The following is a 21,032-nucleotide window of genomic DNA, read 5'->3' as shown; positions in this document are numbered from 1 at the left end:
TCGGTGACGGATCAGGCCGAGGATCTCTCCGGAGTGAAACTCAGCCCGTCGGAGCGGAGCCGGTCGATCGCGGCTGTCGTCTCGTCGAGCAGGCCGATGTCCGCGAGCCAGCGATCGGAGTAGAAGGTGTCCAGATACTTGGTGCCGTCGTCCGGGCACAGGCACATCGGCAGCGGGGTCTCCCGGTGGACGGATGCGGTGACCATCGCGTGGAGCACGCTGCCGCTCGAACCGCCGAGGGTGATCTCCAGGTCGTCGCGCAGGACCCTGCACATGGCGAAGGACTCCGCCGCGCCGACCACCGCGAAGTCGTCGTAGCAGGTCGCGTCGAGGAAGCTCGAACGCACGCTGGACCCGAGGCCCGGCACCAGTCGCCGGCCCACGCTGTCGGTGATCGCCCGTGAACCCGCCGCGTCGACCGCCACGATGCGCATGTCGGGGCGGTGACGGCGCAGGTACCACGAGACACCGGCGAGCGTGCCGCCCGTGGAGACGGCGACGTAGACACCGCCGCAGGCGGGGCCGCCCTGCTCCGCGATCTCCCGGCCGGTCGTGAGCTCGTGGATCCTCGGGTTGGCGTGGTTCCGGTACTGGTCGGGCCACCGGTAGCCGGGATGGGCGTCGCGCAGGCGGGCGACCTCGCGCAGGCGGCTGACCAGGTAACCGCCGTACTGGTCCGGTTCGTCGACGAGTACGGTCTCGGCTCCCCACCGGGTCAGCCGCTCGCGGGTCGCGGCGGGCGTCCGCGGATCGATGACCGCGATGCACCGGCAGTCGATCTCGCGCAGCAGCGCCGCCATCGCCACGCCGAGATTTCCCGACGTCGATTCGATGACGACACTGCCCGGAGTCAACGGCCTTTCGCGTTCGAGCATGAGAATGAGACCGCTCGCCGTGCGGTCCTTGATCGAGCCGGTGATATTCGCGCCTTCGAGTTTGAGTATGAACTTCCGGCGTTTTCCCCGGTATTCGAAGGCCGCGGTCACCGTGGGGGTGGGCTGGAGACTATTCCGGAGAACGGAGGAAACAGGACGCGCCGACGTTCGGTCCACCGTCCAACCTCCCGACGAAATGACGAGCGCCGCACCGGAATTACACGGTGCCGTCCCTGCCGATAAACCTAGGGCATGACCGAGGGGAGAGCCATGCCGTCGGCCGGTCCACGGTTTTCGCCCTCCCCCGGGCCGCCGGCCGGAGCCGGTCGCGGACCGGCGGCGGCGCCGTCGGCCAAGTGGGCATGACCGACGGGCGGAACAGGCACAATGAGCGCATGGGCCTGACGAGTGGGGGCTGGACGGGAAAGGGGCGGCAGACCGGGACGGGTCCGCAGCCCCCGGCCGCGGCGGGCGTGCTGCTGGCAGGGGCGGCGACCGCCGAGTCCGTGGGGCGGGCCGTGGTCTCCGACTGGGGTCTGTCGAACACCCTGGTGGTGTGTCTGCTCGGGCTCGCCGGCACCCTGCCGCTGACCTTCCTGCCCACCGCCGCGGCCGCGGCGAGCATCTCCGCCGTCGTCGTCCTGTCGCTGGCGGGCTTCCGCGTCCTGACCGTGGCGGCGCTCTGCGCCACCCTGATCGCCTTCCACGGACTCGGCCGGACGGGCCCTCGGCAGGGCGGCGCCCTGGCCGTCGCTCCCGTCGCGACGGTCTCCCTCCTCGTGCTGGCGCTGTTCGGCCACCCGGCGCGCGAGGTCGAGGTCCTCACCGTCGTACTGGCCTCGCTCGCACCGGCCGCGGCCTGGGCCGGTGCCGTCCGGCGCGCCCACGTCGACGCCGCGCAGCACGGGGCGGCCCGGCAGGCCATCATGGGCCGCCTGATGGAGCACACGGCCCGCGGCGAGCGGGCGCGCATCGCCCGCGAACTGCACGACGTGGTCGCGCACCATGTCTCCGTGATCGCGGTGCAGGCGGAGACGGCCCGGCTGACCACTCCCGGCATGCCGGCCGCCGGGGCGCAGCGGCTGTCCGAGATCGGCGACGGAGCACGGGCGGCGCTGACCGAGATGCGACGGCTGCTCGGTGTGCTCCGTGAGGACACCGAGATCGAGGACGCCGAGGAGCGCCGCCCGCAGCCGGGGCTGCGGCAGCTCACCGAGCTGCTCGACGACGTCCGGAACACCAACGGCGCCGGGACCCGGCTGATCATGCGGGGCCGGCCGGTGACCCTGGACTCCGGGATCGAGCTGGCCGCCTTCCGCATCGTCCAGGAGGCCCTGACCAATGCCCGGCGGCATGCGCCCGGCGCCGCGGTCGATGTCGAACTGGTCTATGCCGAGCAGGCGTTGCTCCTGCGCATCCGCGACAACGGGCCGGGGCCGCCCGCGGAGTCGTCCGGCGCGGGACACGGGCTGCTGGGGATGCGCGAGCGCGCCGCCGCGGTCGGCGGTCGGCTGAGCTCCGGATCCGCGCCGAGCGGCGGTTTCCTGATCGAGGCGTCGCTGCCGGCCAGGGGAGAGCAGTCCGCGCTCGGCACGGCGGACACGAGGAACATCGAGACGGGGAGCGTTCGGTGACGGGTTCGCCGCCAGAGATCCGGATCGTCGTGGCCGACGATCACCTTGTGGTCCGCACCGGGTTCGCCGCCCTCCTGGACGGCCAGCCGGACTTCACGGTGGTCGGCACCGCGTCCGACGGGGCGCAGGCGCTCCAGCTGTGCGCCGAGCTGTCCCCGGACGTCGTGCTCATGGACGTACGCATGCCCGGCATGGACGGCATCACCGCCACCCGGCAGCTCACCGGCGCCTCCGCGGGCGGCACGCGCGTCCTCATCCTGACCACCTTCGACCTGGACCACTACGTCTACGACGCGCTCTGTGCCGGCGCCAGCGGCTTCCTGCTCAAGGACGTCACCGCCGAGACCCTCTTCGAAGCGGTGCGGGTCGTCGCGCGCGGCGAGGCGCTCCTGGCGCCGAACGTGACCCGCCGTCTCATCGCGGAGTTCACCCGGCTGCGCCCGCAGGCGCAGGACGCGCCCGCTCCGGAGCTCGGCCTGCTCACGGCGCGCGAGACCCAGGTGCTGCGCCAGGTGGCGCGCGGCCTGTCCAACGCGGAGGTCGCCGACCGGCTCTCGATCACCGAGGAGACGGTGAAGTCACACGTGAGCCGGATCCTGGCCAAACTGCAGCTGCGTGACCGGACACAGGCCGTCATCACCGCCTACGAGACGGGGCTGGTCGTCCCGCAGGGGCGGGAACCGCACCCGTGACGACGCCTTCGGCGGCCGCGCCTAGCGGCTCGTGCGTCCCTTGGGCCGCAGGCCGCGGACGGGTGAGGAGAGGAACTTCGTCCGGTGGCGCAGTCGTGCCGTGTAGCCTTCCGGGTCGTTCGCCGTCAGTCTCCGGTGCAGGTTGCGGATCCGATGGTGCGGAACGCCCGGCCACAGGTGGTGCACCGTGTGATAGCCGTCGCCGTGCGGGTGGATGAGCAGGCGCTGCAGCAGGCCCAGGTTGGAGACGGTCGCGTCGAACACGGTCTGCGAGCCGGTGTAGACGTGCTCGTTGCACTCCCCCAGAAAGCGCACGACCGGGAGCAGGACGCCGTAGCCGAGGAGCCAGACGCCCGCCGCGGCGAAGGCCGCCGACCAGCTCCCCCAGACGATCCCCGCCGGCGCGATCGCCAGCAGGACGGCCCAGCCGAACGGCAGGACGGGAAGCCTGCCCGGTCCCCCCGAGGTCTCCCGCCACCGGCGCCGGTACGCCGGCATCCGGCTGAGGGCGTCCCGTGCGAACGCGCGGACGGAGGTCCGGTCGAGCTCCTCCAGTGCGAACCGGCGGTAGTTGGCCAGATCAGGATCGTCCCGGGTGCCGAAACGCCCGTGGTGGCGCAGGTGGGACGCGCGGTACACGGCGAGCCTCGACCCGGTCGGGACGCAGGCGAGGACCGTGGCGAGCAGGTCGTTGAGGCGGCGGTGGTCGCGCGCCCAGTTGAAGTGGGACGCCTCGTGGGCCAGGCACTCCAGCGCCCGGAACTGCCGCCCCAGCAGCACCGCGCCGCATCCGGCGGCGGCCAGCCCGGCCACGAGGTGCCGGCCGGTCCACAGGACCGGCCAGGCACAGCCCATCACGACCGCGGCGATGACGGCGTGGTCGACGACGGCCGCCGCGGTGGACCACCACAGTCTGGTCGTGTGCGCGTCGGCGACCGCGCGGCGCTCCTGCGGCGGTGCGGTGTATCCCCGCGGGAACGGGCGGTCGGCGGCGTACCGGGGCGAGGACCCGGTGGACGGGCCGGAGGGCTGACCGGCTGCGCTGGACATGGTCAGGCCTTGTCCAGGAACTCGGTGATCGCCGAGTTGACCTCGTGCGGGCGCTCCAGGTACCCGAAGTGACCGCAGGCCGGTATCTCCACGTAGTCGCAGTCCGGTAGGGCCTCCGCGACCTCCGCGGCCAGGTGCGGCGGGGTGATCAGGTCGTGCTCGAAGGCGATCACCCGGCAGGGTACGGCGACCTCCCGGAGCGCCGCCCTGCGGTCCTGGCTCGTGTCGATCCAGACCTGGCCGCCGCCGGCGTTGTCGTTCGGTGCGAGCCGGAACGTGTCCAGCCACATCGGGGCGGTCCCGTCGTCGTTCAAGGTGGCGGGCGACAGTGCCTGCATCGCCGCCGTCGCGGCGTGGTAGGCGGGCGGCAGCGTGATGCCGCTCTCCTCCAGCGCCTGCTCCGCCCTGGCCTGGGCGTTGCGCATGGCGTCCGAGCGCGCCTTCGTCGCGATGAGCACGGCGCACCGGACCAGTCGGGGGGAATCGATCATCAGTTCCTGGGCGATGAGAGCGCCCAGCGAGGCGCCCACGATCCGGCACGGCGCCAGGGCCAGCGCCTCGATCACTCCCCTGGTGTCGGCGACCATGTCGGCCAGTGAGTACTTGCCGGCCGGGACGTCCGAGGGCGGGATCCCCCGGTTGTCGAACGTGATCGCCTGGTACCCGGCCTCGGCCAGGGCGGGCGTCTGATGCATGGTCCAGACCCGGCCGGCGGCCGCGGATCCCATGATCATGAGAACACGTTCGCCCCGGCCGGACCGTTCGTAGGCGATGCGGATACCGTTGGTGAAGACGTACGGCATGGCGGTACGGACTACTGACCGTCGAGCGCGATGCGCAGACTCTTGGGTCGCATGTCGGTCCAGGTGGCTTCCAGGTAGGTGTCGCACTCCTCCTTGGAGGCGCACACACCGGTCTCCGTCCAGCCGCCGGGCACCTCCAGGTCGGCGGGCCAGAGCGAGTACTGCTCCTCGTGGTTGATGAGCACCTTGAAGCGCGCTTCCGGTGAATCGAAATCAAAACTCACGGTTCGCATGACAACCTCCCGCTCCCGGGTCAGGACATCTCCACTATGGCAATTCACGGCGCATTCGTTCAATGCCGTGCCGTTCAACTGCGGTAGGGGCTCAGTTGAACAGCCGTGACGGGCACGCCCGTTGACCGGGCGCGCCACTTCCGTACGGGTGGTCCGGACTGTGCCGGTACTCGCTCGCCGGTCAGTCTTCGCGACGCCCGGGTACCGTCTTATTTTTCGCGTGAAAGCGGCCCGCTTTGCTTATCACGTCGTCGCTGTAGAGGCGTAGCGCCTGCTGGAGCGAGAATTCCGCCATGTACCGCAGGAATTCCTCGGGGGTTTCCTCGGCGACGGTCAGCATCCGCCGGTTGGCGACCACCGCGGGGCTCTGCAGCCGGGCGAGGCAGCGTTCGACGGCCGCGTCCAGCTCCTCGGGTTCCGCGGTCTCGTCGACGAGCAGTCGGGCGTCCGGCTCGCTCGCCCGGATCCTGCGCCCGGTGAGGATGACCTGGCGGGACAGCCGGGGGCCGGCCCGCCGGGTCAGCCGCAGGTTGGCGGCACCGGGGACGATGCCCTCGTCGGCCGCGGGGAGGCTGAGGTAGGCGTCGGCCGCGGCCAGCACCTGGTCGAAGACGAGCAGCAGTTGTGCGCCGCCTCCGATGGCGAAGCCGTCGACCGCGGCGACCCACGGCTTCTCGGTCGTCGGCGCGTGCCAGCGCGTGCCTTCCGGGGCCACGACTCCGCGGAGCAGCTTGTGGATGTAGCCGAGCTCGCGCCGAAGCAGGAAGGCCACCAGCGAGATGCCTCCGCCGTGCAGTGCCTTGAGGTTGATGCCCGCGCTGAACACCCGCCTGCCCCGGTGGCGGGGGTGGGTCATCACTCCGCCGCGCAGCAGGCCGACGCGCACGGCCGGGTCGAGCAGCGCGAGGTCGACCGCGGTCTCCATGTCGTCGACCTGGCGGTCGTCCTCCGCGTTCAGGCAGTCGTCCCGGCACATCGTCAGTCGTGCGACCCCGTCGGTGCGTTGCAGGGTCACCGACCCGAGGTCGGCCTCGCCGGTCAGGACGAACTCCGGGAGCAGCCGCAGTGCGCGAGGGGTCGGCCGGAGCATGGCGTCGAGCAGGTGCGGGCCCGACACCGGTGAACGCAGCACGCGGCTGAAGAAGATGCCCTGGTCGATCTCGTGCCCCTCCTTGGCCGCCTGCGGCCGCACCCGCTCGGCGGCGAGCCGGTCGGCGGTGGGCACCAGTCCCGGAAAGGCGGTCGCGGCGGATTCGGCGAGTTCCACCAGGCGCAGGTGGCGTGTACGGCCGTCGGTGAGCTCGTCGTAGACCGCGTCGGCGTGGGCGTCCATGAACCGGCAACGCAGCGCGCGGGCGGCGTCCTTGGCCGCGTCGGCGGCGGCCCGCTGCCGGGGTGACCGCTGCCCGGGCCCGGGCAGCGCGGCGAGTGCGTCGTCACAGCGACGCGCCGCCTCGGCCAGCGCCTTCCGGGCGAGCGGGAGGTCCTGGTCGAGTACGGTCGGGGGATCCGCGCGGCCGCCCGGAGGCTCCCCGCGGACGGCCGGCCCGCCGCCTGCCCCGTTCATCGGCCGGTCTCGGCGGCGGCGAGCCGGAGCGCGCGGTCGCAGGCCGCGAGGTGGGCGCCGAGGGCTTCCTCGAAGCTGACCGCGGTGGCGTCGTGCATGAGCTGCCGCCGGATGGCCAGCTCCGGGCCGGGGACGGCGGCGGTCAGCTCGGTCGCGGCCGTCAGCGCCGTCGCTGCGTCCGCCGTCACCTCGTCGACCAGGTGCGCCGCGAGCGCGTCGGCGGCCGTGAGGGGGATGCCGAGCAGCACCGCCCGGCGGGCCGCCGCGGACCCTGCCTGCCGCACGATCCGGTACAGGGCCATGCCGGGCCAGGTCGCCGCCGCCCCGCCGGCCATGAGCAGCCGGAGCGACGCCGTCCCGATGCGGTAGTCCGTGGCCAGCAGCGCCTCCAGCGCGACGCCGCCGCACTCGTCCGAGGCCACCGCGACGGTGGCGGCCGGGAGCCGTTCGAAGCGTCGTAGCGCGCGTTCCCACTTGCTCACCAGGGCGATGGTGAGATTCCCGGGCGCGGGTGCCGCAGGGGCGCCCGACACGTGCACGATGACCGTGTTGCGGCCGGTACGGTCCTCGGCCCGGTCGCACAGGGCCTCGAAGGCCGCGACCAGTTCGGTCGACAGGGGGCGCCTGCCGTCGACCCGGACGACCAGGGCGTCCGTCTCCGGCGTCACCATCGGACCAGCGCCGTCTCGATGGTCGATCCCGGTCCCATCGTCATCAGCACGCCGTAGTCCCCCGGCCTGGTGACGCCTTCGCGGACCAGGCGCTGGTAGGAGAAGAGGAAGGAGCCGCTGGACAGGTTCCCGTAGTCCCGGAGCACACCGGTGGTGTGCCGTACCTCGTGGCGGGTCAGGCCCAGGTTGACGCGGATCGCGTCGATGACCTTCTTTCCGCCGGAGTGGACCAGCCAGTGGCTGATGTCGCTGCGCCGCAGCCCGGCTCCCGACAGGAGCCGGTCGACGACGAGTTCGGCGTGGGCGCCGACGACGTAGGGAATGCCCGGATCGAGGAAGAAGCTGAACTTCCCCTGGGCGCCGTCCCAGTCGTAGCGCATGGCCTCGACCGCGTCGGTGATGACGTGGCCGGCGAACGAGAGGAGCCGCGGCCGCGCGGCGGCGGGCTCGGGTGGATCGTCGGTACGGCCGTCCTCCGGCTGCCCGCCGCTGACGATCGCGACGGCGGCCGCACCATCGCCGAACAGGCTGTTCACGACCGCGGTCCGCATCGTCGAGTCGAAGGCGTAGGCCGCGGAACAGGCCTCGGCGCACAGCATGACGGCCAGCTCGCCGGGGTGGGCCGCCGACCAGGCGGCCGTGACGCCGAGCGCGTTCAGCCCGGCGTTGCATCCCATGCCCACGATGTCGACCCTGCTGCACGACGGCGCGATGCCCATCTCGCGGATCAGCAGGGCGCTCAGGCCGGGGGTGAGGAATCCCGTCGAGGTGACGCAGCACAGGTGGCGGACGTCGGCCAGCGCGGCTCCTGTGTCCTTCAGGCAGGCGTCCACGGCCCGCGCCCCCATGTCGACCGCGAGCGCCTTGTGCTTGTCGAGCAGCTCTCCCTGCGTCTCCGGGACACGGACACCGTCCTCCCCGGGCGGGGGGACGGTGAGGTAACGCCGTTGGATGGCGCTGTTCAGGAAGACGGACCGGACCTTGGCGTCCTCGATGCCGAAGGCCTCCAGCACCTCCTCCTGGGAGTACGGTTCGCCGGCGACGGCGGTCCCGATGCCGGCGATCTGCGGGGTGCCGGTCCCCTGGGGACCGCGCACGCCAGAGTCCGCAAGTTCAACGCACATGGTCATCGGTACGTCCACCCCCATCGGCGGCGCTGACTGCGCACCGGCGGCTCTGCCTCGGTCATCCTTCTTTCCCTTCCGGTAGGCGGTACCTGATCACTGGTCACTTCTCGGCCTCGGCCGCGACGAAGCGGGCGAGCCGGCCGATCCCTTCGGTGATCTCCTCGTCGGAGAGGCTGCTGACGGACAGCCGGATGCCGTGCTCCCCGCCGCCACCGGGATAGAAGTACGACATCGGCGTCCAGATGACCCCGAACTCCTCGGCCGAGCGCGCCAGGGCGGCGTTGTCCGCCCGGAACGGGACGCGCAGGCTCAGGAAGAAGCCTCCGGCGGGGGTGTTCCAGCGCACCCCGAGGGCCCCTCGCCGGTCCGCCGGGAAATCTCGCTCCAGTTGCCGCAGGGTGGACCGCATCGCGGTGGCGTAGTACTCGGCCGCCTTGGCGTTGAGTTCGGAGACCCGCCCCCGGCAGCCCAGGAGCATCCCCGCCACGACGGCCTGGCTCAGCGGCGAGGTGTTCACCGTCACCATGCTCTTGATCTTGGCGAGTTGGGCCGCCAGCGGAGCGGTGCCGCCCGCGGGATCGGCGACCGTCTGGTCGGCGACGGCGAAGCCCACCCGGGCGCCGGGGAACGCGGTCTTGGAGTAGGAACCCAGCTGGACGACCCTGCGGTCGCGGTCCAGGGACTTCAGCGTCGGCAGGTGCGGTGCGGGGCTGACCAGGCGGTAGGGGCTGTCCTCCAGGATCAGGATGTCCTCGCGGCGGGCCAGGTCGAGGAGTTCACGGCGGGTGTGCATCGGCATCGTGGAGCCGGTGGGGTTCGAGTGGTCGGGCACCACGTAGAAGGCGCGGGGGCGCCGGCCCCGCGCGCGCTCCGTCCGGATGGCCCGCGCCAGGTCCGCGCAGTCCAGCCCGTCCTCGCGCTCCGCCACCGGCGTCGGCTCGATGTCGAGCAGCCGGGCGGCGCCGGTGATCCCCACGTAACAGGGGCTGGACACCAGGAGCACGTCGCCGGGACCCGCGATGAGCGCCCGCAGAACCAGGAACATGGCCTCCTGGCAGCCCACGGTGACCACGATCGACTCCGGGCCGACGTCGATGCCCTCGTCCACGCGCAGCGAGTCCGCGATCAGCTGCCGGATCAGGCCGGCTGTGGGGCCGTACTGGAAGATCGCGTCCCGGATGCGGTCGGCGGAGTCACCGCCCGCGGCCAGATGACCGATGTACTCCCGGAGATGACCGAAGACCTGGTCGACGTCGAAGAATCCGTCATAAGGCTTTCCCGGTGCGAACGAGATGGCCTCCGGATACCGAAAGGTGATCTCGTTGAGGAAATTCATCGTGTCCAGCAGCGGATCGGACAGACTGCCGTGCAGATCATCGATACGCAGCTCGGCATGCGATATCTTCTGTGCCGACATTGGACAGCCATCACCTCGGCGAATTGAAATGTGGGATCAGCGTCGCGTTCCGGCAATATCCTGTCAAGGTCGGTCCGGCGGTGTTCGAGTGCAGCAAATCCTCAGTTGAACACCGCTCGGGGAGTAATTGCCGCTCACCACGGCGCGGTTTACGCTCGGCGCCTGCCCAGGGGGATCATGGAGGTGTCGGATGTCGGTGCAAACGGAACGGACGGAACAGGCAGAACAGGAAGTCTTCGACTTCCAGGCGGAAGCGGTACAGGTCCTGGATCTGATGATCCATTCCCTGTACAGCAACAAGGAGATCTTCCTGCGCGAGCTGATCTCGAATGCCTCGGACGCCATTGACCGATTGCGGCTGGAACTGCTGACGCATTCCGAACTTCCCGAGGCGGAGGGCCCGCTGCGCATCCGGATCGGATACGACAGGGATGCCGGGACCATCACCGTCGCGGACAACGGCATCGGCATGAGCCGGGAGGAGGTGATCCGGCACATCGGCACGATCGCCAAGTCCGGGACCGGGGAGTTCCTGCGCTCGCTCACCGGTGACCAGCGCCGGGACGCCGCCATGATCGGCCGGTTCGGGGTGGGCTTCTACTCCTCGTTCATCGTCGCGGAGCGGGTGGTGCTGACCACCCGGCGCGCCGGCCTCGAACCGGGCCAGGGGGTGCGCTGGCAGTCGGACGGAAAAGGCGAGTACACACTGGAGACGGTCGAGCGGCCCGAGCGGGGCACCACGATCGTGCTGCACCTGCGGGACGGCGAGGACGAGCTGGCGAACGGGTGGCGGCTGCGGTCGATCGTCGAGAAGTACTCCGACCACGTCCGGGTGCCGATCCTGATGCCCGCCGAGGGCGAGGACAGGACGGCTCAGGCGGCGGGAACGGCGGCATCGGAGATCACGGTCAACCGGGCGTCGGCGCTGTGGAGCCGTCCGAAGAGCGAACTCGCCGACACCGACTACCAGGACTTCTACCGGCACGTCTCCGGTGAGCCCGCCGACGCGCTGGCGTGGGTGCACGCCAAGATCGAGGGCACCTACGACTACACGATGCTGCTGTTCGTCCCGTCCCGCGCGCCGCACGACCTGTGGGTGCCCCAGACCCGCCGCGGGGTACGCCTCCATGTGCAGCGGGTCTTCGTCCTGGAGGACACCGGGCAGATCCTGCCGAACTACCTGCGGTTCGTCCGCGGCGTGGTCGATTCCGCCGACCTTCCGCTCAACGTCTCCCGGGAGATTCTGCAGGGCAGCCGCGCGCTGGCCCACATCCGCGCCAACGCGGTGAAGAAGGTGCTGAAACGGCTCGCCGAGCTCGCCGCGAACGAGCCGGAGAAGTACGCCGCGTTCTGGAAGGAGTTCGGCACCACCCTGAAGGAGGGCATCGCCGACGACCACTCCCACCGGGACGAGATCGCCAAGCTCCTGCGGTTCACGTCCACCAGGTCCGCCACCGACGACCCGGACACCTCGCTGGACGCCTACGTGGCGCGGATGAAGGAGGGCCAGGAACACATCTACTACCTGCTGGCCCCCTCGCCGACCGCGGCCAGGTCGAGCCCGCACCTGGAGGCGTTCCGCACCAAGGGCGTGGAAGTCCTGCTGCTCGGCGAGGGGGTCGACAACTGGGTCGTGTCCAGGATGCGCGAGTACGACGGCAGGGCACTGCAGTCGGTCGCCCAGGGCGCCGGGGACCTGGGCGCCCTCGCGGACGAGACGGAACGGCAGACCAAGGAGCGGGCCGACGCCGAGTACGCGGACCTGCTCGGCCGGCTCAAGGCGCACCTGGCCGGGCAGGCCTGGGACGTACGCCTGTCCACCCGTCTCACCACGTCGCCGGCGTGCATCGTCGGCAACGAACCCGAGAGCGACGTCAACCTCATGCAGCGGATGCGCGGAACCGGTCTGCCGCGTCAGGCGGTGCTCGAACTCAATCCGGACCACCCGATCGTCCGGCACCTCAACCGCGCACCGGACGACGAACAGCTGCGGGCCTGGGCCCAGGTCCTGTTCGACCAGGCGGTGCTCACCCTCGGCGCCCGGATCGAGGACCCCACCGCGTTCGTCCGGCAGCTCAACAGCCTGCTCACGACCCTCGCCGACGAGCGGAACCCGTCGCACGACGACCCGCCGACGAGGACGGAACACATAGCCAACCCATAGAGCAGGTACGGCAATTCAGTGTCAGCCGGCCACCAGTCGGCCGCCAGCTCCGCCGCGTAGCGTCACGCCGGTAAAGCTCGACCGAACCACGCGAAGGAGCGCAGCCGTGGCCCACCCAGGTGCACGTGTGTCCCAGCCGGTGAGCAATACGACCTCCTCCCATCCATCCGTAGCCGACCCTGCCGCGCACACCGGTGGTGACGACACCGCCGTGGTGTCCGTTCCCGTGCTCTCGCTCCGCCCGGCCGACTCCCCACGGCTCAACGGCGAGGACAAGGCCCACATCATGCGCCTCGCCGAAGCCGAGACCCCGCTTCCTCCGATCCTGGTGGACCGCCGCTCCCTGCAGGTGATCGACGGGATGCACCGCCTGATGGCCGCGTCCCTGCGCGGTCAGGAGACCATCGACGTCATCTTCTTCGACGGCAACGAGGCCGACATCTTCCTGCGCGCCGTGCAGGAGAACGTCACCCACGGCCTGCCGCTGTCCCGGGCCGACCGGCGCGCCGCCGCGGAGCGGATCATCGCCTCCCACCCGCACCTGTCCGACCGGGCCATCGGCCAGACCGCCGGGCTGGCGGCGAAGACCGTCGCCGCCATCCGGAAGATCTCCGGCGAGAGCACGCTGCAGCCGAACGTGCGGATCGGCAGGGACGGCCGGGTCCGCCCGCTGGACGGCCGGGCGGGCCGGCGACGCGCCGCGGAGCTGCTGGCCGACCAGCCGAACGCGTCCTTGCGCGATGTGGCGCGCGCCGCGGGCATATCGCCGGCAACCGCGTTCGACGTGCGCCGACGTCTCGAGTCCGGCGAGTCGCCGGTTCCGGAGAGAGCAGCCGGGCGCACCGGCCGGACGAGCGCTGCCGGTATCGGTGCCGGTGCCGGTGCCGGTGCGAACCCCGAGACCACGGGGGCCCACCATGGCGCCGGTGCCGACCGGGACGACTCCGCCGCCGCCCGGGTGCCGCCGCTCGTCGAACCCCGGTCAGCGGCCGGCAGGTCGTCGAGCCCGGATCCCGCGGCCACGGTGGAGAAGCTCATGCGTGACCCCTCGCTGCGCAACAGCGAGCAGGGCAAGAGCATGCTCCGGCTGCTGCACATCAACGCGGTCGGTGCGAAACAGCTGCCGGACGCCGCCGAGACCGTACCGGCGCACTGTGTCACCATCATCGTCCAACTCGCCCAGCAGTACGCGAACATGTGGCAGGACTGCGCTCGGGAACTGGACCGGCGCGCGCGCATCGTCGACCCCTTCACGACCCGTGCGCCGACCAGATCCGCGTGAGTTCGGAGCGGCTTGAGACGACCTCGGCCGCTCCGCCCGGGAAGCCTCGGCAGGGGGTGCGACCGCCTCGCGGAGAGGGGCCCGCCGATGCTTCCCGGCCCGGGTGTGCCCGTCAGGTCCGCCAGTAATAGGGACAGCAGCGCAACCGCAGTGTGCGGTAGGCCCTGGGCGTACGACGGCTGAGATCTGCCGCCTTCGCACGCCCGCCCAGCTGCACGAGGCACCAGTCGATCGAGTACAGGGCTCGCACCTCCTCCTGGAGGTTCCCGGCGTCACGGGACAGCAGCAGTATCTTCCGTGCCCGGTCCGTCGTTTCCACGACACGGTGCCGCGGCGGCCGGGCGGGCGCGTTGCACAGGCCCGACACCGCCTGGAGCCGGACCCGGCCGAACTGCTGTGACAGCTCCTCGGCCTCGTCCAGATGGTGACGTGCGCCGGCGACATCACCGAGCAGGAATCCCAGCCAGCCGAGCTGCTGACGAACCATGGCCATGCCCACGAGATCGTCCTGACCGGTGGCGACCGTCAGTGCCGCCTGCTGGGCCGCGGCGAGCCTCTGCCAGCCCTCCTTGTCCCGGAAGAACCACCCGGCGGTCCAGGGCAACTCCCAGGCATATGGGGCGTAGCCGCCTTCGGCGGCCTGTCTGATGAGGGCGAGCAGGACGTGCTGTTCCCTCTCCAGCCAGTCGACCGCCTGTTCGGGTCCCCGGATCTCCGCGAGTGTCACCCCGGGACGCGGTGGGACGGACAGGGCCTCCGCCTGTCCGTGGCAGAGAAGACCCGACGCCACGGCGGAGGCACGCAGGTAGTGGTCGAGCACGCGCTGGACCGCGGCCCGCCGGTTCTCCCGGTTCTCCCGGATGCCGGCCTCTTCGGCCGCGTAGGAGCGCAGCAGTTCGTGACAGGTGTAGCGACCGGGCACGTGCTCCGTCAGCAGGTGTTCGGCGCACAGTTCACCGAGTGCCAGGCCCGTCTGGCCTGGTGTCAGCGCTGCCAGACTCGCTGCCGCCGGAACGGTGATGTCCGGGCCGGGATAGACGCCCAGCAGCCGGAACAGGCGCGACGCCGGGTTTCCGAGCCTGGCCCGGGACCAGGAGAACACCGCTCGCAGGCTGGTGACCGGCTCCCCCGTGTCCAGCGCGTCCAGCCGCCTGTGGGTGTCCCGCAGCTCGGACGCGAGCGTGGTCAGGGGCAGGCCGGGGCTCGCCACCGCACGGGCGGCGGCGTCACAGACGGCCAGCGGCAGGCCGCCGCACGAGGCGGCCAGTTCATTGATCACGACAGGATCGATCGCCGTCGACCGGGCGCGCAGGTGCTGGACCAGCAGGGTGCGCGACTCGGACTCCGAAAGGACGCCCAGCGTCATCAGATGGGCGCCTTCCGCGGCCAGGCCGGTGAGCCAGCTCCTGCTGGTCACCAGCACCAGGCAGGTCGGTGAGCCCGGCAGGAACGGGCGCACCTGTTCCGCGTCGTGGGCGTTGTCCAGGACGATGAGCATGCGCGAGTCCGCCAGCAGGCTGCGGTACAGGGCTGCCCGTCCGTCGATGTCCGGGGGAATCCGGGCGGGCGGCACGCCGAGCGAGATCAGGATGCCGCCCAGCGCGTCCGCCGGCACGACCGGTGTTCCGGACGGCCCGGAGCCGCGCAGGTTCACGAACAACTGCCCGTCGGGGAACCGAGCGGCCATCCGATGTGCCCAGTGCATGGCCAGCGCGGTCTTGCCGATCCCGGCCATTCCCGTGAGCGTCGCGATGACGACGCCCTTCGGGTGCGTCACGTCCTGTTCCGCGAGGGCGGACAGCCATGCCAGTTCGTCGGGGCGTCCGGTGAAACATCGTGGTGCGGCGGGCAGTTGTCTCGGCACCGGGTGCCCGGCGGCGAGTGCGGGCACCCGGGCGTGGGCCTGTTCCCGGTTCCGCGTGCGGAGCTCCTGCCGCAACACGCGCATGTAGGCGTCGGCCAGTTCCTCCCCAGGATAGAGTCCCAGCTCGCGGTCGAGGCGAGACCGCACGCCCTCGTAGACCCGGACGGCGTCCGCCTGTTGACCGGAACCGGCCAGCGCGATCATGAGATGGGCATGGACCCGCTCGTTCAGCGGTTCGGCGTCGGCCAGCGCCTGGAGCCGCAGCAGCACGCGGTTGTGCTGGCCGAGGTCTCGGGTGACCTCCGCGTACTGCAGGAGCACCCCGACGAGTTCCTGTCTGAGCGCGGTGATGCCCGGGTGTCCCCGGAGTGCGGCGACGTCGGCGAACGGCTCACCGCGCCACAGGTTCACCGCGCGCTCGTAGTACTCGGCCGCGGTCGCGTCCTGCCTGGCGTCCCGCGCCGCGGCGGCGCGGGCGGCCAGATCCCTGAAGTCCAGCAGGTCGACCGCCATGGCCGAGAGGCTCAGCCGGTAGGCGCCGCCGAGGGAATCGATCACCTCGTCGTCGCCGAAGCGGCGTCCGCCCCGCAGGGCCCTGCGGATCCTGCTGACATGCGCCTGTACCAGGGTCACGGCCGTGCGGGGCGGCGAATCACCCCACAGCAGGTCGACGATCGCGTCGCGGCGCACCGGGACACCGGGGTCCAGGAGGAGCAGTCCGAGTACCGCGCGCCGGGCGGGAGAGCCGAAGCGCAGCGACCTGTCGTCCGTCCAGGCCTCGAGCGGGCCGAGGACCGACAGCCACAGTCCCTTGTCGCGCACGGGCGAGTGCGCCCGCCATGGGAGATCGACATCGTCCTGCGGACGATATGTCGACGATGCTTCGTCGGAGCGACGGCGGGGTAACTCGGCCGCGCGGGCCAGGCTGGCCGCCTGGTCCGTGTCCAGTCCCAGGCCGTCGGTGAGCGCGACGAGCGAATCCGCTCGCGGCCGCCTTCGCCGAGACTGCTCGAAGTCGCGCAACGCGGCGAGACTGAGTCCCGCCCTAGCTGCGAGTTCCCGTTGGGTGAGCCCCATTTCACGACGGTACGTACGTACCAACGATCCGAAATGAGGGTTCTGATCACTGTCCTCCACTACGTTCTACCCCCGTATTCATGATGATGGCAGCCAGGACGTCGCGGCTTCAATGTTGTTCGGCCCCGACTGCACCTGGACCCACTATGAATGACGGTGGTCGTGACAGGCCCCCCGTAGGAAGCGTCTTATGGCCAGGGACGGGGGCCGTGCAACGGTGCGGGCGATCACCGTGAGGCTGTGGTGACGGCCTCCGGGCCCTGCGCACCGGGGCGGCCACCGTGCACATGCCGCAGGTGAACGGCCGGTTCGACCCGGAGGTGCCCGATGGCCCTGACTCGGTTCGGGACGGTGAAGGGGTCGGCCTCCCGCCCATGAGAGATTGACTATCTTCATAAGTTCCGGCTCGGTTCGGCATTGAAGCAGTGGCCCCGTCATGAACGCGGTGCCGAGCGCGATGACGACCCCGGCACCGTTGTCGCGACATGACCGACGAGCCGTCCACGCGGCCCGGGTGCGGCCTTTTGAGGTCCGGTCATGTTCTTCGGGCGGGAATCCAGCACCTCGCGAAATCGGGCGGCCCCGGCCCCGGCCTCGGCCCCGGGAACCCAAACCCAACCACCGGCCACCGGCCACACCGTCCGCCGCGGCAGTACGGCTTGAGCGCCGATCGTTCCCCGACTACCTTTCCGAAGGCTGTGTTCCCACCCGGTTCCCGGCAGGTAAAACCCGTTCGCCAGTGGGGCGAGCGCTCTGCTTGGCTCACCCCATGAGCGACCTACGCATCCGCCCGGCCACCCTCTCGGACGTCGAGGCCATCCTGCGGTTCTGGCGCGACGCCGCGGAGGGCACGAGCATCAGCGACGACCACGACGGAGTGACCCGGCTCATCGCACGAGACCCCGGCGCCCTGCTGCTGGCGGAGCGCGACGGCCTCCTCGCGGGCACCGTCATCGCCGGCTTCGACGGCTGGCGATGCTCCGTCTACCGACTGGCCGTACACCCCGGGCACCGTCGGCAGGGCATCGCCACCGCCCTGCTGGAGGCCGTCGAACAGCGCTTCCTCTCCCTGGGCGGACGACGCGTCGACGCCATGGTCCTGGAGGCCAACGAACGGGCACACCACACCTGGGCCGCGGTCGGCTACCGGCGGGAGGACCACTGGCGGCGCTGGATCAAGCCGCTGGCCGAGGCCACCGAGTGAACACTTTGCCGATCCTTTACCATTGAGGAGTCGTCCCGTTCCTCGATGAAAGGTGTGTGAGCGTCCGCCCATGGGCGAGCCTCCCAGTCCTCAGCGCCGGCAATGCCGCGCGGTCCCTTCCGCCCTGTCCGATCATGGGACGGAGGTGACCCGATGACCGAAGTGCTCCTCCTGCTGGTGGCGATCCTGCTGTCGCTCGCCTGCGGCGCCTTCGTCGCGGCCGAGTTCTCGCTGACCACGGTCGAGCGCGGCGAGCTGGAGCGCGCCGTGGCACGCGGCGAGCGCGGGGCGGCGGGTGCCCTCAAGGCCGTACGGAACCTGACGTTCCAGCTCTCGGGGGCGCAGCTGGGCATCACGGTCACCAATCTGGTGGTCGGCATGCTCGCCGAGCCCTCGATCGCCAAGCTGCTGGCCGGCCCGCTGGAGGCGGTGGGCATCGGGGCGTCGGCGGCGAGCTCGCTGGCGCTGGTGATCGGCACCGCCCTGTCCACGGTGTTCCTGATGGTCGTCGGCGAGCTGGTGCCCAAGAACTGGGCGATCTCCGCACCGCTGGCCGTGGCCAAGCGGGTGGGCAACGCCCAGCGCTGGTTCAGCGCGGCCTTCCGGCCGTTCATCACGCATCTCAACAACACCGCGAACCGGCTGGTACGGCGCCTGGGCATCGAGCCCGCCGAGGAGCTGGCCTCCGCGCGCGGGCCCCAGGAGCTGGCCGCGCTGGCCCGGCACTCCGCCAAGCAGGGCGCGCTGGAGGCGGACACCGCCGAGCTGTTCGTGCGCACGCTCAACCTCGCCGATCTCACGGCCGAGAACGTGATGACCCCGCGCGTCCAGGTCGTCGCCCTGGAGGTCCGGGCGACCTGCGAGGACGTGGCGAACGCGACCCGGGCGACCGGCCTGTCCCGCTTCCCGGTCTACGAGGACAGCCTGGACTCGGTCGTCGGCACCGCCCACATCAAGGACATCGTCGCCATGCCCGCCGAGGAGCGGTCCCGGGTCCGGGTCGCCCAGGTGATGCGCGAACCCCTGCTGGTCCCCGAGTCCCTCACCGTCGACCGCCTCCTGGACCGCCTCGGCGGCCGGCGCACCATGGCCGTCGTGATCGACGAGTACGGCGGTACGGCCGGGGTCGCCACCCTGGAGGACATCGTCGAGGAGGTCGTCGGCGAGGTCCGCGACGAGCACGACCCGCACGAGACGCCCGACCTCGCCCCCGCCGGTGCCGACGCGACGGGCCGAGCGCTCTACTCGGCTGACGGCGCGGCCCGCATGGACCAGCTCGCGCGCGTGGGCCTCAGGCCCCCCGAGGGGCCGTACGAGACGCTGGCCGGGCTGATCGCGGCCGAGCTGGGCCGGATACCGGAGACCGGCGACGGTGTCGAGGTCGCCGGCTGGCGGCTGGACGTGGTGGACGCGTCGGGACGGCGGGCGGCCCGGGTGCTGCTGCACGCACCGCTCGGCGGCGAGGACGACGAGACGGGCCGGGAGGGGCAGCGGTGACCGCCGTACAACTGCTGATCGGTTTCGCGACGCTGGTCGTGAACGCCTTCTTCGTCGGCGCCGAGTTCGCGCTGATCTCCGTGCGCCGCTCCCAGATCGAGCCGCACGCCGAGGCGGGCGACCGGCGGGCCAGGAGCGTGCTCTGGGGGCTGGAGCACGTGTCCGCGCTGCTGGCCGCCGCCCAGCTCGGCATCACGCTGTGCACGCTGGTGCTGGGTGTGGTCGCGGAGCCGGCGATCGCGCATCTTCTGGAGCCGGTGTTCCACGCGGTCGGCGTGCCCACGAGCGCGGGCCACGTCATCTCCTTCGTGATCGCGCTGACCCTGGCGACCTATCTGCACATGCTGCTGGGCGAGATGGTGCCGAAGAACGTGGCACTGGCCGAGCCGGTGCGCAGCGCGCTGCTCCTCGGCCCTCCCCTGGTCGCGCTGTCCCGGGCGCTGCGCCCGGTGATCTTCACGATCAACGCCTTCGCGAACGGCCTGCTCAGGCTGCTCCGCGTGGAGACCAGGGACGAGGTCTCGGCGACCTTCACGGACACCCAGCTCGCCCAGATCGTGAAGGACGCCAGCGAGGCGGGCCTGATCGACGACCGGGCGCAGGAGCGGCTGCACGACGCCCTGGAGCTGGGCCGGCGGCCGGTGCGGGACGTGGTGGTGCCGCTGGAACGCGTCGTCTACGCGCGCGTGGGCGTCACCCCGGAGGAGCTGGAGCGGCTGTCGGCGGAGTCGGGCTTCTCCCGGTTCCCGGTGGTGGACGAGGGACGGCGGATCGTCGGCTACCTGCACGTCAAGGACGCGCTGGACGCCTCGCCCCGGGACGAGGCGTTCCGGCTGCGGGACATGCGGCCGATCGCCCGGGTGCGGGAGGACACCCCGCTGGACGACGTGCTCACCGCGATGCGCGGCAGCCGTACCCACCTGGCGGGCGTGCTCGGCGACGACGGGCGGCTGGCGGGTCTTGTGACGATGGAGGACGTGCTGCGGGAACTGTTCGGGCAGCACGCCTAGGCCGCACCGGAGAAGGAGTCTCCGCCGGAGGGAGTGACCGACCGACGGGTATGCGCCCCGGGATACCATCTCTGTCGCCATGCAGAAGAACCCGGTGCTTCCCGCACACTCCAGCCTGGTCGCGATCGGCGACTCCTTCACCGAGGGCATGTCGGACCTCAAGCCCGACGGCTCCTACCGGGGCTGGGCCGACGTCCTCGCCGCCCGGATGGCCGCCCGCGACCCCGGCTTCCGCTACGCGAACCTCGCGGTGCGCGGCAAGCTGATCGGCCAGATCGTCGAGGAGCAGGTGGACGTGGCGGTCGCGATGCGGCCCGATGTGATCACGCTGGTCGGCGGGCTCAACGACACGCTGCGCCCCAAGTGCGACATGGGGCGGGTCCGGGACCTGCTCACCGAGGCGGTGGAGCGGCTGGCGCCGGCCTGCGATCGGCTGGTGCTGATGCGCAGCCCCGGCCGCCAGGGCCCGGTCCTGGAGCGGTTCCGGCCCCGTATGGAGGAGCTGTTCGCCGTCGTCGACGAGCTGGCCGAGCGGCACGGTGCCCTCGTCGTCGACCTGTACGGCGCGCCCTCGCTGGCCGACCCCCGGATGTGGGACGTGGACCGGCTGCACCTGACGGCCGAGGGGCACCGCAGGGTCGCCGAGGCGGTCTGGCAGACCCTCGGCTACGAGCCCGAGGACACCGAGTGGCGCACCCCGATCCCGGCCACGCCCCCGCCCGGCTGGCTCGCCCGCCGGGTCGAGGACGCCCGCTTCACCAGGGAGTACCTCCTGCCGTGGATAGGCCGCCGGCTCACCGGCCGCTCCTCCGGCGACGGCCGCGCGCCGAAGCGGCCGGAGCTGCTGCCGTACGAGGCGTAGGGG

The 21,032-nt window shown here is 71.3% G+C and carries 17 protein-coding genes and 1 pseudogene; 8 read left to right on the top strand and 10 right to left on the bottom strand.

The features are described from left to right. Positions 1 to 11: 11 nt before the first annotated feature. Complete coding sequence (locus tag ACFWPQ_RS25125; RefSeq protein WP_384038839.1) at positions 12 to 1,052, bottom strand: pyridoxal-phosphate dependent enzyme; 1,041 nt, start codon at positions 1,050 to 1,052, stop codon at positions 12 to 14. A 218-nt stretch (positions 1,053 to 1,270) separates the two neighbouring features. Between ACFWPQ_RS25125 and ACFWPQ_RS25120 the strand changes: the two genes are divergently transcribed. Beyond that, positions 1,271 to 2,509, top strand: coding sequence for a sensor histidine kinase (locus tag ACFWPQ_RS25120; RefSeq protein WP_384038836.1), 1,239 nt, complete (start codon positions 1,271 to 1,273; stop codon positions 2,507 to 2,509). After that, positions 2,506 to 3,201: a response regulator gene (locus ACFWPQ_RS25115; RefSeq protein WP_384038834.1), complete on the top strand. Its 696-nt coding sequence runs from the start codon at positions 2,506 to 2,508 to the stop codon at positions 3,199 to 3,201. Before ACFWPQ_RS25120 ends, ACFWPQ_RS25115 begins: the two co-directional genes overlap by 4 nt. Before the next feature lie 21 nt (positions 3,202 to 3,222). Here the strand turns inward: ACFWPQ_RS25115 and ACFWPQ_RS25110 are convergent, their stop codons facing one another. The 7 genes from ACFWPQ_RS25110 to ACFWPQ_RS25080 all read right to left on the bottom strand — a co-directional run bounded on the left by ACFWPQ_RS25110 (position 3,223) and on the right by ACFWPQ_RS25080 (position 10,069). Then, positions 3,223 to 4,251, bottom strand: coding sequence for a fatty acid desaturase family protein (locus ACFWPQ_RS25110; protein WP_384038831.1), 1,029 nt, complete (start codon positions 4,249 to 4,251; stop codon positions 3,223 to 3,225). A 2-nt stretch (positions 4,252 to 4,253) separates the two neighbouring features. Further along, positions 4,254 to 5,054, bottom strand: coding sequence for an alpha/beta fold hydrolase (locus tag ACFWPQ_RS25105; RefSeq protein ID WP_384038828.1), 801 nt, complete (start codon positions 5,052 to 5,054; stop codon positions 4,254 to 4,256). An 11-nt stretch (positions 5,055 to 5,065) separates the two neighbouring features. Then, entirely contained in the window at positions 5,066 to 5,287 is a 222-nt protein-coding gene (locus ACFWPQ_RS25100) for an MbtH family protein (RefSeq protein ID WP_384038827.1), read from the bottom strand. A gap of 181 nt (positions 5,288 to 5,468) precedes the next feature. Continuing rightward, positions 5,469 to 6,854, bottom strand: coding sequence for a (3,5-dihydroxyphenyl)acetyl-CoA 1,2-dioxygenase DpgC (gene dpgC, locus ACFWPQ_RS25095; RefSeq protein WP_384038824.1), 1,386 nt, complete (start codon positions 6,852 to 6,854; stop codon positions 5,469 to 5,471). Then, positions 6,851 to 7,525: an enoyl-CoA-hydratase DpgB gene (dpgB, locus tag ACFWPQ_RS25090; RefSeq protein ID WP_384038821.1), complete on the bottom strand. Its 675-nt coding sequence runs from the start codon at positions 7,523 to 7,525 to the stop codon at positions 6,851 to 6,853. Before dpgB ends, dpgC begins: the two co-directional genes overlap by 4 nt. Next, positions 7,519 to 8,655 (bottom strand): 3,5-dihydroxyphenylacetyl-CoA synthase DpgA, encoded by a 1,137-nt coding sequence (gene dpgA, locus ACFWPQ_RS25085; RefSeq protein ID WP_384038818.1) that lies wholly within the window; start codon positions 8,653 to 8,655, stop codon positions 7,519 to 7,521. Before dpgA ends, dpgB begins: the two co-directional genes overlap by 7 nt. Before the next feature lie 97 nt (positions 8,656 to 8,752). After that, positions 8,753 to 10,069 carry a PLP-dependent aminotransferase family protein gene (locus ACFWPQ_RS25080; protein WP_384038816.1) on the bottom strand — a complete coding sequence of 439 codons (1,317 nt, stop codon included), beginning with the start codon at positions 10,067 to 10,069 and terminating at the stop codon, positions 8,753 to 8,755. 190 nt (positions 10,070 to 10,259) lie between these two features. On the opposite strand from ACFWPQ_RS25080, the gene htpG reads away from it, so the two are divergent. Then, complete coding sequence (gene htpG, locus ACFWPQ_RS25075; protein WP_384038813.1) at positions 10,260 to 12,233, top strand: molecular chaperone HtpG; 1,974 nt, start codon at positions 10,260 to 10,262, stop codon at positions 12,231 to 12,233. A 127-nt stretch (positions 12,234 to 12,360) separates the two neighbouring features. Then, positions 12,361 to 13,515 carry a ParB/RepB/Spo0J family partition protein gene (locus tag ACFWPQ_RS25070; RefSeq protein ID WP_384038810.1) on the top strand — a complete coding sequence of 385 codons (1,155 nt, stop codon included), beginning with the start codon at positions 12,361 to 12,363 and terminating at the stop codon, positions 13,513 to 13,515. 112 nt (positions 13,516 to 13,627) lie between these two features. Here the strand turns inward: ACFWPQ_RS25070 and ACFWPQ_RS25065 are convergent, their stop codons facing one another. Together ACFWPQ_RS25065 and ACFWPQ_RS25060 are read right to left on the bottom strand one after the other, a co-directional pair. Further along, positions 13,628 to 16,201, bottom strand: a complete 2,574-nt coding sequence (locus ACFWPQ_RS25065) for a BTAD domain-containing putative transcriptional regulator (protein WP_384038882.1) — start codon at positions 16,199 to 16,201, stop codon at positions 13,628 to 13,630. A gap of 111 nt (positions 16,202 to 16,312) precedes the next feature. Next, positions 16,313 to 16,516 (bottom strand): annotated as a pseudogene (locus ACFWPQ_RS25060) (helix-turn-helix domain-containing protein); the annotation flags it as partial. A gap of 709 nt (positions 16,517 to 17,225) precedes the next feature. Between ACFWPQ_RS25060 and ACFWPQ_RS25055 the strand changes: the two are divergent. The 4 genes from ACFWPQ_RS25055 (at position 17,226) to ACFWPQ_RS25040 (ending at position 21,029) form a co-directional block, all read left to right on the top strand. Next, entirely contained in the window at positions 17,226 to 17,660 is a 435-nt protein-coding gene (locus tag ACFWPQ_RS25055) for a GNAT family N-acetyltransferase (RefSeq protein WP_384038808.1), read from the top strand. A gap of 153 nt (positions 17,661 to 17,813) precedes the next feature. Beyond that, positions 17,814 to 19,157, top strand: a complete 1,344-nt coding sequence (locus tag ACFWPQ_RS25050; RefSeq protein ID WP_384038805.1) for a hemolysin family protein — start codon at positions 17,814 to 17,816, stop codon at positions 19,155 to 19,157. Then, positions 19,154 to 20,167: a hemolysin family protein gene (locus tag ACFWPQ_RS25045; RefSeq protein WP_384038802.1), complete on the top strand. Its 1,014-nt coding sequence runs from the start codon at positions 19,154 to 19,156 to the stop codon at positions 20,165 to 20,167. The genes ACFWPQ_RS25050 and ACFWPQ_RS25045 overlap by 4 nt, the downstream gene beginning before the upstream one ends. Before the next feature lie 79 nt (positions 20,168 to 20,246). After that, the gene (locus tag ACFWPQ_RS25040; protein WP_384038799.1) at positions 20,247 to 21,029 is read left to right on the top strand and encodes an SGNH/GDSL hydrolase family protein; all 783 of its coding nucleotides are present in this window, start codon (positions 20,247 to 20,249) and stop codon (positions 21,027 to 21,029) included. Positions 21,030 to 21,032: the final 3 nt, after the last annotated feature.

The organism is Streptomyces sp. NPDC058464, from assembly GCF_042721035.1.
Classification (GTDB): Bacteria; Actinomycetota; Actinomycetes; order Streptomycetales; family Streptomycetaceae; genus Streptomyces.
Note: the sequence above shows the minus strand (reverse complement) of the source record. Positions and strands in the feature narration are given on the sequence as shown.

Bases quoted from the DNA above. Each gene is read 5' to 3' on its own strand.
- ACFWPQ_RS25120 (WP_384038836.1), top strand. From the start codon at position 1,271: ATGGGCCTGACGAGTGGGGGCTGGACGGGAAAGGGGCGGCAGACCGGG.
- ACFWPQ_RS25110 (WP_384038831.1), bottom strand. From the start codon at position 4,251: ATGTCCAGCGCAGCCGGTCAGCCCTCCGGCCCGTCCACCGGGTCCTCG.
- ACFWPQ_RS25105 (WP_384038828.1), bottom strand. From the start codon at position 5,054: ATGCCGTACGTCTTCACCAACGGTATCCGCATCGCCTACGAACGGTCC.
- ACFWPQ_RS25100 (WP_384038827.1), bottom strand. From the start codon at position 5,287: ATGCGAACCGTGAGTTTTGATTTCGATTCACCGGAAGCGCGCTTCAAG.
- dpgC (WP_384038824.1), bottom strand. From the start codon at position 6,854: ATGAACGGGGCAGGCGGCGGGCCGGCCGTCCGCGGGGAGCCTCCGGGC.
- dpgB (WP_384038821.1), bottom strand. From the start codon at position 7,525: ATGGTGACGCCGGAGACGGACGCCCTGGTCGTCCGGGTCGACGGCAGG.
- dpgA (WP_384038818.1), bottom strand. From the start codon at position 8,655: ATGACCATGTGCGTTGAACTTGCGGACTCTGGCGTGCGCGGTCCCCAG.
- ACFWPQ_RS25080 (WP_384038816.1), bottom strand. From the start codon at position 10,069: ATGTCGGCACAGAAGATATCGCATGCCGAGCTGCGTATCGATGATCTG.
- htpG (WP_384038813.1), top strand. From the start codon at position 10,260: ATGTCGGTGCAAACGGAACGGACGGAACAGGCAGAACAGGAAGTCTTC.
- ACFWPQ_RS25055 (WP_384038808.1), top strand. From the start codon at position 17,226: ATGAGCGACCTACGCATCCGCCCGGCCACCCTCTCGGACGTCGAGGCC.
- ACFWPQ_RS25050 (WP_384038805.1), top strand. From the start codon at position 17,814: ATGACCGAAGTGCTCCTCCTGCTGGTGGCGATCCTGCTGTCGCTCGCC.
- ACFWPQ_RS25040 (WP_384038799.1), top strand. From the start codon at position 20,247: ATGCAGAAGAACCCGGTGCTTCCCGCACACTCCAGCCTGGTCGCGATC.